The 12,951-nt window shown below is 73.8% G+C and carries 15 protein-coding genes; 9 read left to right on the top strand and 6 right to left on the bottom strand.

Annotated features, from left to right (window positions below; translation table 11 throughout):
• Window positions 1-44 precede the first annotated feature (44 nt).
• A complete protein-coding gene (locus tag ACFWIS_RS39345) occupies window positions 45-1,217 on the bottom strand; it encodes a TetR/AcrR family transcriptional regulator (RefSeq protein WP_380463246.1) in 1,173 nt (390 codons plus the stop codon).
• Between the two features lie 208 nt (window positions 1,218-1,425).
• Here ACFWIS_RS39345 and ACFWIS_RS39340 point away from each other — a divergent pair, with 208 nt between their 5' ends.
• A complete protein-coding gene (locus tag ACFWIS_RS39340; protein ID WP_380463249.1) occupies window positions 1,426-2,583 on the top strand; it encodes an acyl-CoA dehydrogenase family protein in 1,158 nt (385 codons plus the stop codon).
• A gap of 173 nt (window positions 2,584-2,756) precedes the next feature.
• On the opposite strand, the gene ACFWIS_RS39335 is transcribed toward ACFWIS_RS39340, so the two are convergent.
• Window positions 2,757-3,023: a hypothetical protein gene (locus ACFWIS_RS39335; protein ID WP_380463251.1), complete on the bottom strand. Its 267-nt coding sequence runs from the start codon at window positions 3,021-3,023 to the stop codon at window positions 2,757-2,759.
• A gap of 157 nt (window positions 3,024-3,180) precedes the next feature.
• Here ACFWIS_RS39335 and ACFWIS_RS39330 point away from each other — a divergent pair, with 157 nt between their 5' ends.
• The gene (locus tag ACFWIS_RS39330; protein ID WP_380463254.1) at window positions 3,181-3,498 is read left to right on the top strand and encodes a cupin; all 318 of its coding nucleotides are present in this window, start codon (window positions 3,181-3,183) and stop codon (window positions 3,496-3,498) included.
• 39 nt (window positions 3,499-3,537) lie between these two features.
• Here ACFWIS_RS39330 and ACFWIS_RS39325 read toward each other — a convergent pair whose 3' ends face one another.
• Complete coding sequence (locus ACFWIS_RS39325; protein WP_380463257.1) at window positions 3,538-4,131, bottom strand: TetR/AcrR family transcriptional regulator; 594 nt, start codon at window positions 4,129-4,131, stop codon at window positions 3,538-3,540.
• A 135-nt stretch (window positions 4,132-4,266) separates the two neighbouring features.
• Here ACFWIS_RS39325 and ACFWIS_RS39320 point away from each other — a divergent pair, with 135 nt between their 5' ends.
• The 6 genes from ACFWIS_RS39320 to ACFWIS_RS39295 all read left to right on the top strand — a co-directional run bounded on the left by ACFWIS_RS39320 (window position 4,267) and on the right by ACFWIS_RS39295 (window position 9,352).
• Window positions 4,267-5,841, top strand: coding sequence for an MFS transporter (locus tag ACFWIS_RS39320; RefSeq protein ID WP_380463259.1), 1,575 nt, complete (start codon window positions 4,267-4,269; stop codon window positions 5,839-5,841).
• Window positions 5,842-6,350: 509 nt separating this feature from the next.
• Window positions 6,351-6,986 (top strand): class I SAM-dependent methyltransferase, encoded by a 636-nt coding sequence (locus ACFWIS_RS39315; protein WP_380463261.1) that lies wholly within the window; start codon window positions 6,351-6,353, stop codon window positions 6,984-6,986.
• Between the two features lie 107 nt (window positions 6,987-7,093).
• Complete coding sequence (locus ACFWIS_RS39310; protein WP_380463263.1) at window positions 7,094-7,663, top strand: methyltransferase family protein; 570 nt, start codon at window positions 7,094-7,096, stop codon at window positions 7,661-7,663.
• A 186-nt stretch (window positions 7,664-7,849) separates the two neighbouring features.
• Window positions 7,850-8,131: a Sec-independent protein translocase subunit TatA gene (tatA, locus tag ACFWIS_RS39305; RefSeq protein WP_380463266.1), complete on the top strand. Its 282-nt coding sequence runs from the start codon at window positions 7,850-7,852 to the stop codon at window positions 8,129-8,131.
• A 162-nt stretch (window positions 8,132-8,293) separates the two neighbouring features.
• Window positions 8,294-8,818, top strand: a complete 525-nt coding sequence (locus ACFWIS_RS39300; protein ID WP_380463268.1) for an ion channel — start codon at window positions 8,294-8,296, stop codon at window positions 8,816-8,818.
• 141 nt (window positions 8,819-8,959) lie between these two features.
• A complete protein-coding gene (locus tag ACFWIS_RS39295) occupies window positions 8,960-9,352 on the top strand; it encodes a hypothetical protein (protein ID WP_380463271.1) in 393 nt (130 codons plus the stop codon).
• A 52-nt stretch (window positions 9,353-9,404) separates the two neighbouring features.
• Here the strand turns inward: ACFWIS_RS39295 and ACFWIS_RS39290 are convergent, their stop codons facing one another.
• Both ACFWIS_RS39290 and ACFWIS_RS39285 read right to left on the bottom strand, forming a co-directional pair.
• Window positions 9,405-9,779, bottom strand: a complete 375-nt coding sequence (locus ACFWIS_RS39290; RefSeq protein WP_380463273.1) for a VOC family protein — start codon at window positions 9,777-9,779, stop codon at window positions 9,405-9,407.
• A gap of 7 nt (window positions 9,780-9,786) precedes the next feature.
• Window positions 9,787-10,389, bottom strand: coding sequence for a CGNR zinc finger domain-containing protein (locus tag ACFWIS_RS39285; RefSeq protein ID WP_380463275.1), 603 nt, complete (start codon window positions 10,387-10,389; stop codon window positions 9,787-9,789).
• Window positions 10,390-10,469: 80 nt separating this feature from the next.
• Between ACFWIS_RS39285 and ACFWIS_RS39280 the strand changes: the two genes are divergently transcribed.
• Complete coding sequence (locus ACFWIS_RS39280) at window positions 10,470-11,213, top strand: MBL fold metallo-hydrolase (protein WP_380463277.1); 744 nt, start codon at window positions 10,470-10,472, stop codon at window positions 11,211-11,213.
• A 21-nt stretch (window positions 11,214-11,234) separates the two neighbouring features.
• On the opposite strand, the gene ACFWIS_RS39275 is transcribed toward ACFWIS_RS39280, so the two are convergent.
• Window positions 11,235-12,827, bottom strand: a complete 1,593-nt coding sequence (locus ACFWIS_RS39275; protein WP_380463279.1) for a protein kinase — start codon at window positions 12,825-12,827, stop codon at window positions 11,235-11,237.
• Window positions 12,828-12,951 lie beyond the last annotated feature (124 nt).

Here is a 12,951-nt window from a genome sequence, read left to right as displayed (position 1 = left end):
CGGTGGCGGGCACCCGGCCCTGTGCACTTCGCCCCTCGCACGTCCTACGCGTCGACCCCCAGCACCGCCCGGCCGAGCCGCCGCAGGCAGTCGCCGAGGTCCGGCCGGGTGCAGTGCGGGCCGTTCCGCACCCCGTCGTTGACCAGCGAGAACAGCGCGTGCACCCGGATCCGGGCGGCCACCGCGTCGTACTCCGGACGCACCTGTCGCAGCAACCCGACCCAGGTGCGCAGGAAGTCGCGCCGGAAGTCCACCGCGATCCGGCGGTCCGGCGGGGCCAGCCGCTCGGTCTCGCTGAGCATCGCGCCCAGGTAGTCGCCGTTGCGCAGCGCGAAGTCGACGTACGCGCCGAGACCGGCCGCCAGCGCCTCCGCCGGGCTCGCGGCCGTCGCGATCGCGCCGTCCACCTGGTGCCAGAGCCGCTCCCGGCTGCGCACCAGGGAGGCCGCGAGCAGATGGGCCTTGCTGTCGAAGTGCCGGTACACGCTGGGTCCGGATATGCCGACGGCGGCGCCGAGCTGGTCGGTGCTGACGTTGTCGAAGCCGCGCCGGTGGAACAGCCGGACGGCCGCCGCGAGCAGCTCCTCCCGGCGGGCCTGCGGCCTCGGCTGCGGAACCGCCGGTGCCGCCCCGGCGGCGGGCCCGACCCCGGGCCCGGCGGCCGTGCCGTCCAGGGAGACCGCGAGGACGGCCGCGACCAGTTCGCGCAGCAGCGGCTCGGCCCGGCGGGGTTGCGGGGCGGCCGACTGGTAGGACAGCCCGGCGCAGCCGGAGAGTGCCGACCAGCAGAGCAACTCGGCGTCCTGGGCTGAGAGTTCGGGCCGCTCGGTACGCAGCACGGCGACCATCAGGGCGACGTCCGCGCGCAGCTCACGGCGCAGTTCGGCCCGGCGGGCCGGTGGCAGCAGCCGGGCGTCGCGCTGCACCAGGGTGCCGAGCGGGCGGTGGCCGACCGCCACCGCGGCCAGTGCGGCGCCGAGTTCGGCGGTGCTGCCGGCCTCGCGCAGGCCGTCGGCGAGTGCGTCCAGGCCCAACCGGACGGCGCGGTCGAGCAGTTCGGGCTTGCCGCGGAAGTGCCGGTAGAGGGCGGGCGCGGTGATGCCGACCCCGGCGGCGACCTCGGTCATCGACACCTGGTGGTAGCCGCTGCGGTGGAACCGGTCGGCTGCCACGGCGAGGATCTGGGCGCGCCGCCCGGGCGGCCGTCGGACCACCATGGCCTGCCTCCCTCGGATTCGCCCCGCGGCCCGTCCGGACCCCGCCCGAAGGCTAGCAAGGATTCACTTGCCGACCGCTCCGAGCCGGTTTTCCGGGCCCGTTGGCGCTGGACAGTCGAGGCTACCGAGGATTAACTTGTCGGGCCACCACCTGGTACGTTCCGCCTCCGCCGGCCCCACGGCCGGCACCGCCGAAGGGAGCGCCGCCGTGCGCCGCACCGTGTTCAACGAGGACCACGAGGCCTTCCGGGAGACCATCCGGGACTTCATCGCCAACGAGGTCGTCCCGGTCTACGAGAGCTGGGAGGCCGACGGCCACCCGCCCCGCGACTTCTACCGCCAGCTCGGCGAACTCGGCGTCTACGGCATCGAGGTGCCGGAGGAGTACGGCGGCGCGGGCGAGAGCGGGTTCAAGTACCAGGCGGTGATCGCCGAGGAGACCGCCCGGGCGGGCGTGAGCTTCGGATCCTCCGGCGTGCACACCGGGCTGGTGCTGCCGTACCTGCTGGAGTACGCGAACGAGGAGCAGAAGCGGCGCTGGCTGCCCGGCTTCGTCTCCGGCGACATCATGACCGCGATCGCGATGACCGAGCCGGGCGCCGGCTCCGACCTCGCGGGCATCACGACCACGGCCCGGCTCTCCGAGGACGGCACCCACTACGTCCTCAACGGCGCCAAGACCTTCATCACCGGCGGCGTGCTGGCCGACCTGGTCCTCGTGGTCGCCCGCACCGCCCCCTACGACCCGGAGAACCGCCGGGCCGGACTCTCCATCCTGTGCGTGGACACCACCTCGCCGGGCTACTCCGTCGGACGCAAGCTGCAGAAGATCGGCCTGCGCACCTCGGACACCGCCGAGTTGGCGTTCGTCGACGTCAAGGTGCCGGTCGAGGACCTGCTCGGCGAGGAGGGCAAGGCCTTCTCCTACCTGACCCACAACCTGGTGCAGGAGCGGCTGGCGATCGCCGTCGGCGCGTACGCGGCGGCCGCGGCGGCGGTGCGGTTCGCGGTGCAGTACGTCAAGGACCGCAAGGTGTTCGGCAAGGCGGTGGCCGAGTTCCAGAACACCAAGTTCACCCTGGCCGACTGCCAGGCCCAGGTGCTGGCCCAGCAGTCGATGGTGGACCGCGCGCTGGAGCTCTACCAGGACGGCGAGTTGAGCGTCGCGGACGCGGCCGCCGCGAAGCTGTTCTGCACCGAGTCGGCCTCCACCGTCATCGACAAGTGCCTTCAGTTGCACGGCGGTTACGGCTACATCCTGGAGTACCCGATCGCCCGGCTCTACACCGACAACCGGGTGTTCCGGATCTACGGCGGCACCAGCGAGGTCATGCGCAGCATCATCGCCAAGTCGCTGGGGCTGTGAGGGAGTCGCTGCCGCGTGAAGCGGCGGCGTGAAGCCGCCGTCCGAAGCTGCGGCGGGCCGCACCCCCATGGCGGCCCGCCGCGTCCGCCCGTACGGGTCCGCCCGCACGGGTCCGTCCGTATGGATCCGTCCGTATGGGTGGGCGCGCTCGGGGTGCGCTCGGCAGGGTCGGCTCAGTTGGGCGAGCCGTGCTCCGCGCGCCAGGCCTCCCAGCCGGCCGAGGAGGCCACCTTCGCCTCGTGCAGGGCCCGCTGGGCGAGCGCGGTGGGCGGGGTCTCCAGGTTGCGCACCCAGTCGCGGCCCGCGGTGAACAGCGCCGCGCACACCAGCGCCGCACCGGCCGCGCCGAGTACCGAGCCGATACCGGTCAGCGCCACCCCGCCGGCCAGCAGCGAGCGGTTGACCTGGAACCCGTCGAAGATCCTTTGGTTGGTCGCCATGCTTCCACGATGCGGGCAGTCGGCGGGGGCTGCACCTCGGGCGGGCCACATCCGCGGGCGGGCCACATCCGCGGGCGGGCCGCATCCGGCCGCTCGGGGTGCGCGCCGCCGGTGCGTCCGCGAACCTGGGCACACGGCCCGAGGAGGAGGCGGCGCGATGCCCGATCTCGAACAGCTCGCCGTGGAGCACTCCGCCCGGGCGGCCGAGAGCCCGCACGGGCGCAGCGCCCACCTGGTGCTGCACGACGGGGTGCTGCGGCAGACCGTGATCGCGCTGACGGCCGGCACCGCACTGGACGAGCACACCCCGCCCACCGCCGGGAGCGTCCAGGTGCTGCGCGGCCGGGTGGCGCTGACCATCGCCGGGCGGCAGGTGGAGCTGTCCGTCGGCGGACTGGAGCCCGTACCGCAGGAGCGGCACGGGCTGGTGGCCCACGTCGACTCGGTGGTGCTGCTGACGGCCGTCACGGCGTGAGGCCCCCGGCCCGATCCACGGGACAGGCCCTGACGCGTGTCAGGGCGCGGCGGGCGACCCCAGGACGGTGCCGCTGACCAGCCGGAGGCCGCGCAGGAACTCCTGCCCGTTCGGAGCCAGTTCGGGCGCGGCCAGCCACTGGGCCACGTAACCGGCCAGCAAGATCTGGTAGAAGGTGCCGCGGGCCAGCTCCTCCTCGGTGTCCGGGACCTCCGTCACCCCCTGGAACACCGCGGCGAGGCCGAGCCGGCCGTCCTTCTGCGCCGATTCGAAGGCCTTCGCCAGCTCGGGGTTGTGCCCGGCCAGGGCGAGCGCCTCGAACTGGGCCGCCCAGAGCCCCCGGTGCTCGACGAAGACGTCCCGGAGGCCGTTCCAGGCGGCCGCGAAGCGCATCTCCGGGTCGTCCGACACCTGGTTGGCGCCGTACACGACCACCCCCAGGGCCTCACCCATCTCGCCGATCGCCTCGATCATCGCGGCGTTGAGCAGCGCGTCCTTCGTGCCGAAGTGGTAGCCGATCGCGGCGAGGCTGACGCCCGAAGCGGTCGCGATGTCGCGGGCCGTGGTGCGTCCGTAGCCCCTCTCGTACAGGCAGCGCTTGGCGCCGGCCATCAGGTCTTCGCGGTTTCCCATGCCCTGATCCTACGGAGGATCTGCACGGATGTCTTGCACAGATGTCTCGTACGTTCGTCTCGCACGTTCGTATTGGACCAGCGTTTTAGACATATGTACTAGACAAGCGTCTGACACGTCCGTACGGTCTTCCCCATGACCGCAACCACCGGCCGCGCAGGCCGTCGCGAATGGATCGGCCTGGCCGTCCTCCTGCTCCCGACCCTCGTCCTCGCCATGGACATGGGCGTGCTGTTCTTCGCCGTCCCGTACATCTCCACCGAGCTCGCCCCCAGCGGCACCCAGCAGCTGTGGATCATGGACATGTACTCGTTCCTGCTGGCCGGGCTGCTCATCGCGATGGGCGCGCTGGGCGACCGGATCGGCCGCCGGCGGCTGCTGATGGTCGGCGCCGCGGGCTTCACCGGCGCCTCGCTGCTGGCCGCCTGGTCCGGCGGCGCCGAACAGCTGATCGCCGCCCGTGCCCTGCTCGGCATCGCCGGGGCCACCGTGATGCCCTCGACCCTCGCGCTGATCCGCAACATGTTCCACGACCCCAAGCAGCGGCAGATCGCCCTCGGCGCCTGGGGCGGCGTCCTCACCACCGGGGCCACCCTCGGTCCGGTCGCCGGCGGACTGCTGCTCGACCACTACTGGTGGGGCTCGGCCTTCCTGGTCGCCGTCCCGGTGATGGTCCTGGTGCTGCTGACCGCGCCCGTGCTGCTGCCCGAGTACCGCACCACCGCTCCCGCCGGCCGCTTCGACCTGCCCGGCGCCGTGCTCTCGCTCGCCGCGATCCTCCCGCTGGTCTACGGGGTCAAGACGCTCGCGGTGGACGGCTGGAGCCCGCTGCCCGCCCTCGCCGCCGCGGCCGGACTGCTGTTCGCCGCCGCCTTCGTCCGGCGCCAGCGCACCGCCACGAACCCGCTGATCGACCTGAGCCTGTTCCGGATCCGCACCTTCAGCGGCGCGATCAGCGTCAACACCCTCGCCATGTTCGCGATGATGGGCTTCGCCCTCTTCACCTCGCAGTACCTGCAGTTGGTCGAGGGCATGAGCCCGTTCACCGCCTCGCTCTGGTCGCTGGTGCCCAGCGTCGGCGTCGGCGCGGCGATCGGGATCAGCTCGGCGCTGGCCGGCAAGGTCCGCCCGGCGGCCCTGATGGGCGGCGGCTTCGTGGTCGGCGCGGCGGGCTTCGCGATGATGACCCAGGTCGGCCCGCACTCGCCGCTGGCACTCATCCTCACCGCGGCGGGCGTCCTGGCCGCCGGCACCGTCGGCACCATGACGATGACCGCCGAGATGGTCGTCTCCGCCGCCCCCGCCGAACAGGCCGGCGCCGCCTCCGCCACCTCCGAGACCGCCGTCGAACTCGGCAGCTCGCTCGGCATCGCCCTGCTCGGCGCGGCCGGAGCCGCGGTCTACCGCCACCAGCTGGACGGCGCCCTCCCGGCGGGCGTCGACGGCCCGGCCGCCGGCACCGCGCAGGACACCCTCGGCGGCGCCGTCTCCGTCGCGGCCCACCTGCCCGGACGGCTCGGCCCGGACCTGCTGGAGACCGCCCGCCGTGCCTTCACCGACGGCTTGCACGTCGCCGCCGTCGTCGGCCTCCTCTTCGCCCTCGGCGCGGCCTTCCTCGCCTACCGCCTCCTGCGCCACCTCCCCGCCGCCGCCCCGGCCGCCCCGGCCGCCCCGGTGACCCCGGTGACCCCGGAGCCCGCCACGGTCTGACCTGCCAGCGCCCGACGATCCACGCGAGTCATCGAGAGCCCCCACCCGATCCCGGGCGGGGGCTCTCCGCCGTACCCACGTCTGACACCGGGCGAGCACCCGGGCACGGCGGGCACAGCTGGTGCCCGGGCACCTGAACGGCCGGCGGCCCGACCAGGAGATCCATTGCCGCGTACGCGCCACGCTCCTACGGAGCGAGCCATGGAAGGGGCTGGCTGCTGGACAGACACGAAGAGTCAAGCCCATCGACTTCCCATGCGTCGGGCAACGGCGGGAGCAGCATCGGGGGCCGGATCAGGCAACGGCTGGGCCGCGCACAGAAAGTCGGGCCCGTCGACTTCCCGTGTCGCCGGACCGGCCTGGAGCGGGGCAGCGCCGGCGACGGGCGCGCGGTGGCTGCGGGCGCGGAGCGCGCAGGAAGTCGGAGCGGCCGACTTCCTGGGCGGCGACGGTGGCTGGGGCCCCGTCCTGGAGGGAGGGCGCTTCAGAGGGCGTGTCAGGGTGGGGGGATGGGGATTGGACACGGGCGGGTGCGCGGGAGTTACGACGCGGTGGCGGAGGAGTACCTGGGGCGGATCGGGGGCGAGTTGGCGCACAAGGTGGTGGACCGGGCGCTGCTGGGGGCCGTCGCGGAGGAGGCGGGCGACGGGGTGGTGGCGGACCTGGGGTGCGGACCGGGGCACGTCGCCGGGTGGCTGGCTGAGCGGGGCGCGCGGGTGGTCGGGATCGACCTGTCGCCGCGGATGGTGGAGCTGGCCGGGCGCGAGCACCCGGAAGCCGAGTTCCGGACCGGCGACCTGCTGGCGCTGCCCGCCGCCGACGGAGAGTTCGCGGCGGCCGTGGCCCTGTACTCGGTGATCCACCTGGAGCCGGGCGAGCTGCTGCCCGCCTTCGCCGAGATGCTGCGGGTGCTGCGGCCCGGCGGACTGCTGCTGGTCTCCTTCCATCTGGGCGAGGAGGTGCGGCGCCTGGAGGAGTGGTGGGGCCACCGGGTCGACGTGGACTTTCACTTCCTGCGCACCGACGACGTCGCCGCACGCCTCGCCGAGGCCGGGTTCGCCGTCGAGGCGCGGCTGGAGCGGGAGGGCCTGCCCGAGGAGGCCGACACCCGGCGCGGCTACCTGCTGGCGCGACGGCCGCGGTGACCGTCCACCCGGGGGTGGACTGCGATCCGTCCACCCCCGGGTGCGTGCCGCGGGGGCGCGGCCGGAGGACCGTGGAGGGGTAGTCCGCGACCGTCAGGAGCCCCCTCATGTCCCTGCCGTCCCTCCTCTCCCTGCTCGGCGTCCTCTGCTGGGTCGGCTACGAGCTGCTGCTGCGCCGCCGCGAGGACAGCGCGGCCGGCAGCTGGCGCGCGGACGACCGCGACCGCGGCTCGACCCGGCTGCTGCTCACCTGTTACGTCGCGTCCGTGCTGGTGGTGGTGCTGCTCGAACGCGCCGACGTCGGCGTGCTGCCCACCGGGCCGCGCTGGTTCGGGGTCGCGCTGGTCGCCGCCGGGCTGGCCCTGCGCGCCTGGGGCATGCGGACCCTCGGCCGCTACTACACCCGCACCCTGCGCACCGTCGACACCCAGCACGTGGTCCGTACCGGCCCGTACCGGCTGATCCGCCATCCGGGTTACACGGGCAGCCTGCTGGTCTGGGCCGGCTACGCACTCGGCACCGGCGGCTGGGCGGCGTCCCTGCTGGTCACGGCGATGCTGCTCGGCGCGTACGGCTGGCGGATCGCCGCCGAGGAGCGGCTGCTGCTCGGCGCCTTCGGCCCGGCGTACGCCGACTACCAGCGGGTTTCCAAGCGGCTGGTGCCGTTCGTCTACTGATGGGCTACTGACGGGGCAACGGCGGGAATCACCGGACGGGCCCTGGCGGTCCGCTCGAACGGCACCTGGTTTTCGGCCAGCGTTTCCCGGCCGGTGTATCCGTTCGGCGTGAGGGCCAGGCATACTGGCGAGCATGGGCGCTCGCGCCCCCCGTGACTCTAGACAAGAAGGGACCGGTGGCCAGGGATGCTGCGGAACGGTCTTGAGCCCTGGCACATCTTGGTGGTGCTGGCGGTCGTAGTCCTGCTGTTCGGATCGAAGAAGCTGCCGGAGATGGCGCGCGGCCTCGGAAAGTCGATGCGCATCCTGAAGGCGGAGACCAAGGCGATGCGCGAGGACGGCGACCAGACGGACGCCGGCACCGCGCAGAGCACGGCCGCCCCCCAGCAGGCCGCCGACCGCCCGGCCGTCACGCCGACCAACGTGACCAAGGCCACCGAGACGAAGCCCACCGAGACGACCGCCTGAGTCGCCCGAGCTTCCGTCGAGCCCCCCGGTGAATCCACCGGGGGGCTCGACGCTTTCCGTTCCACCTCCGTTCCGTTTCCGTTCCGCCCCGCCCCGCCCCGCCCCGCCCGGGCGGAGTAGTCGGGCGGGCGCGGCGCGCCCGGGTCGAGCAGGCTGGGCGGGATGTCCGAGAACCCTTCTCCCCCGCCCACCGACCTCCGGGCCGCGGCGTGGCTGCTGGGCGCGTTCGCGCTGCTGACGATCGGGTACTTCACGCTGCCGCTGGAGTGGTTCGGCGACCGTCGTCCGGCGCTGAGCTGGGCGGTCTTCATTGGGGCGATGGGAGGCCTGACCTGGCTGATGGTCGCGAAGATCGTCGGGGCGATGCGGGGCACCGCGAAGCGGCCGGTGGTCTGGCTGGCCTTCCTGATCTTCCTGGCGATGATCATCTTCTCGGCGTCGTACTACGCGCTGGGCTCGCACAAGGCCGAGTTCGCGGGACTGGAGACGCGGTTGGACGCGCTGTACTTCACGGTCGTGACGATGGCGACGGTGGGGTACGGGGACATCACGCCGGCCGGGCAGACGGCACGGCTCATGGTGGTGCTGCAGATCGGGTACAACTTCGTGTTCCTCGCGGCGGCGGCCGGGACAGCGTCCCGGGCGATCCGCGGGAACGTGGAACGGCGGATCCGGCGCGACGGGTGAATCCGGCACGGGGGGCCTGCCTCAGCCGCCCTCGTCGGGCGGCGGCGGGGTGGCACGGAGGGCGGTGACGACGTCCGGGGCGACGGTCGCGATCGCCAGCGCGAGAAGGACGGCGAAGGCGGCTGGGATCAGGAACCGCACGTGGCGTCCCGGTCGCGCTCGGCGTCGAGGAGGAGAAGGAGGAGGAGGAGGGAGAGGAGGTTCAACAGCGTCGACGCGGGCGGCGTGTTGAAGCGGACCAGGGCCCGGCCGTCGGGTCTTGCCGGTGGCGGCCGAGGGGAAGATCAAGCCGAACTTCCGGCCGCGCTCCTGCACTTCGGTGAGGAGCGTACGAATGCGCTCGTCGGTGCAGTGCCGGACCCGGGGGCGTCGGCGTGCTGCCAGGCGTTCACCAGCAGCTCACCGAGGGCGAGTTCGGCGTCGAAGGCGGCGGAGGGGTGCCAGCCGGAGCGGCTCATCGCGCCGCGGAGGGACTGGCGGGAGGGCGTGTGGACGGAGGAGGGCGTGTGGACGGAGGAGGCCGCCCTCCTGTGAGCCGTCCCGCTCCCCCACAGGGTTTTCCACAGGGTGTGGACAACCCTGTGGTTCAACCGTGGGTGGTGTCGATGACGCAGAAGCGGTTGCCGTCGGGGTCGGCGAGGACCACGAAGTCCGGATCCTCGGGGTAGAGGTCCCAGTCCACGGGCTGAGCGCCGAGGGCGAGCAGGCGGTCGACCTCGGCGGCCTGGGCGACGGCGTCGCCCGCGTAGAGGTCGAGGTGGACGCGGGGGTGGTCCTGGACGGGGGACTCGCTGTAGCCCAGGGCGAGCTGGACGGCGGTGCCGCCGTCGGCGGGGACCAGCACCGTCCAGTCGTCCCCGACCAGGCCGTCGCGCGGCACGTAGGCGAGCGCGGCCGACCAGAAGGCGACCGCGCGGGGCACGTCGGCGACACCCAGGACGAGGGATCCGATCGTCAGCACGGCGCCATTATGACGTGACGTCAGCCTTGCTGCGGCGGGCGTAGGCCCGGGCCGCGCGGACCCGGTCGCCGCAGCGGGTCGAGCACCAGTGGCGGGCGGCGTGGGTGCGGACCAGGAAGCGCAGGCACGGGCTGGCGCTGCAGGCGGCGAGGCGTTCGGCATCCGGGCCGGCGAGCAGCTCGGCGGCGTCGGCGGCGATGACGGCCATGGCGTGCACGGCGACCCGGTCGGCCGGGTGGGCCAGGGCGCGGTACGGGCCGTGCGGCTCGTCCCAGCGCAGCAGGGCGGCCGACGAGGTGGCGGTCAGTGCGGTGTTGAGCGCGTCCACGGCCTCGGGCGGCGGCACGGTGCCGTCGACGCGGGCGGCGAGCAGGACCCGCAGGTGGGCCCGCAGTTCGCGCAGGCGCCCCGTGCAGTACTCGTAGACCTCCGCGCCGGCGGGGGCGAGGCCCCGTTCGGCCAGCCACCGGGTGGCGTCGGCGGGGGTGGCCAGCAGGTCGAGGCGGCCGGCCGTGAGCGCGAGGTCGCTGTTGGCGAAGTCGAGGGCGACGTGCTGCTCCGAGCCGGGTGCGGGCGGCGGGGCGGTGAGGGCGGCGTTCACAGTTCTCATGGTAAACCTTGCGCTCCCCCATGAGGGAGCGTTAGGTTTCGTCACGTCAAACCATGACTTTCTCCGTGAGGTGAACCAGCATGTCGACCATTCGCGTCTTCGGCGGTCCGACCGCCCTCATCGAGTTCGGCGGCCTCCGCCTCCTCACCGACCCGACCTTCGACGAGCCCGGCGACTACCCGCGCGGCGGCGGCCGCGCCCTGACCAAGACCGCGCCCTCCCCCGTCACCCCCGCCGACATCGGCCCGGTCGACGCCGTCCTGCTCTCCCACGACGAGCACCCGGACAACCTGGACACCTCAGGCCGCGCATTCCTGCCGACCGTCCCGCTCGTCCTCACCACCACCAGCGGCGCCGACCGGCTCGGCGGCACCGCGCGCGGGCTCGCCCCCTGGGAGTCCGTGGAACTGGCCCGACCGGACGGCGGCACCGTCACCGTCACCGCCGCGCCCGCGCTGCACGGGCCCGAAGGGGCCGAGGCGGTGCTCGGCCAGGTGATCGGCTTCGTACTCACCGCGCCCGACCTGCCGAGCGTCTACGTCAGCGGCGACAACGCCTCGCTGCCGTTGGTCAAGGAGATCGCCGACCGGTTCGGCCCGATCGACACCGCCGTCCTGTTCGCCGGCGCCGCCCGCCCCGGGCCCTTCGACGGCGCACTGCTCACCCTGGACAGCGCCCAGGCCGCCGAGGCCGCCGCCGTGCTGGGCGCACGGCGCGTGGTACCGGCGCACTTCGACAGCTGGGGACACTTCACCGAGGGCCGCGCGGACCTGGAGGCGGCGTTCGAAGCGGCCGGACTCGGCGACCGGCTGCAGTTCTCCTGACGGGCCCTGACGCCCGGTCCCCTACCAGTCGTCCTGGTTGTCGGCGGTGGCGGAGGCGTGCAGGGTCGCGAACAGGGCGCCCAGGCGGGCGTTCCAGTTGGCGTAGGTGGGGGCGTCGATGGAGTGCTTCTTGGCCAGGTCCCTGATGGTCTTCTGGGCGGTCTTGAGCTCCTGGGCGGCGTCGTCGGGATTGCCCTCGTTGACCCGGGCGAGGGCGTCGTCGAGGGTCCGCAGCAGGTCCGCCTGCTTGTCGCGTTCCCTGGTGATCGGAGCCTGGGCGACGGCCTGGCGGAAGGACTGGAGCTGGAGCGCCGCGGGCTGGTTGCGCGGAACGGGCTGGGTCGCGGCCGGGAGCCCTGCCGGGGTGGTGGGGGCGGGGGTGCCGGTCGAGGGCGCGGACGGGGTGGCGGGGGCGGTCGCCGACGGCTTGCCGGCAGTGGCGGCCGGGGGCTTGGTGGCGGCCGCGTTGCCCGTCGGCTCGTCGAAGGCGGTCACGGCCAGGGCGACGGCCCCGGCGAGGCCGGCTATGCCCAGGGCGCCGAGGACGAGCGGCTTGCGGCGGCTCCGGGCAGGCGCGGCGGACGCGGCGGGCCGCGGGGCGGCGGGGTGCCCGGCGGGGGGCATCGCCGGGAGCGCGGCCATCACCGAGGTCGCGGCCGGAGCCGGGTGGCGCGGCGCCTGGGGCGGGAGCAGCGCGGTGTGCTGCTGGTCCGGGAAGGCCGGGGCCACCGGCGGCAGCAGCTGGGTGGCGGCCGAGGTGGTGGCGAGCAGCTCGGCGGTCGGGTCGCCGACGGCCAGGCCCGGGACGGTGGAGAGGAGTTCGGCGCGGGCGGCGGTGGCATCGGCCGGGCGGTGGGCCGGGTCCTTGGCCAGCAGGCGCAGCACCACGGCGTCCAGCCCGGGCGGCAGGCCGGGGCGCCGTGCGGACGGCGGCTGGGGCTGCTCGCTGACGTGCTTGAAGGCGATCGCCACCGGGGCCTCGGCGGTGAACGGGGTCTCGCCGGTGAGCATCTCGGTCAGCACGCAGCCGACCGCGTACAGGTCGGTGCGGCCGTCCAGGGCGGAGGCGGTCGCCTGCTCGGGCGAGAGGTAGGCGGCCGTGCCGAGCACGCTCGCGGTCTGGGTCAGGTTGCTCGACGAACCGGCCCGGGCGATGCCGAAGTCCACCACCTTCACGCCGCCGTCATCGGTGATCATGATGTTGCCGGGCTTGATGTCCCGGTGCACCAGCCCCGCCGCGTGCGCGACCGCCAGCGCCTCGCAGACCGCCGCCGCGATGCCGACCGCGCGCTCCACCGGCAACTGCGGCTGCTGGGCCAGGACCGCGGCCAGGGAGCGGCCGTTCACCAGCTCCATCACGATGAACGGGGTGCCCTGGTCCACACCCGAGTCGAAGACCATGACGATCCTCGGGTGCACCAGCATGGCGGCGTGCTGCGCCTCGCGGCTGAACCGCTCGGCGAAGCGCGGGTCGTCGGCCAGGCCGCCGTTGAGGATCTTCACGGCCACCTGGCGGCCGAGCACCCGGTCGACGCCGCGCCAGACGGTGGCCATGCCGCCGACGCCGAGCATCTCGACGAGTTCGTAACGCCCGTTCAGCGCCCGTCCGATCACCTGGAGCTCCCCTCACGTGCGGCCTCCGGGGTCCCGGGCGGCCTCGTGCACCTGTGCACGATAGCCGCCCCGCCCCAGGGCCCGAGGGGGTGGCGGCCGGGGGACCGGGCAGCGGTCCCCCGAC

Source organism: Kitasatospora sp. NPDC127060, assembly GCF_042724935.1.
In the GTDB taxonomy this organism is placed as follows: Bacteria; Actinomycetota; Actinomycetes; order Streptomycetales; family Streptomycetaceae; genus Kitasatospora.
This window is presented reverse-complemented; position numbering and strand designations above follow the sequence as displayed.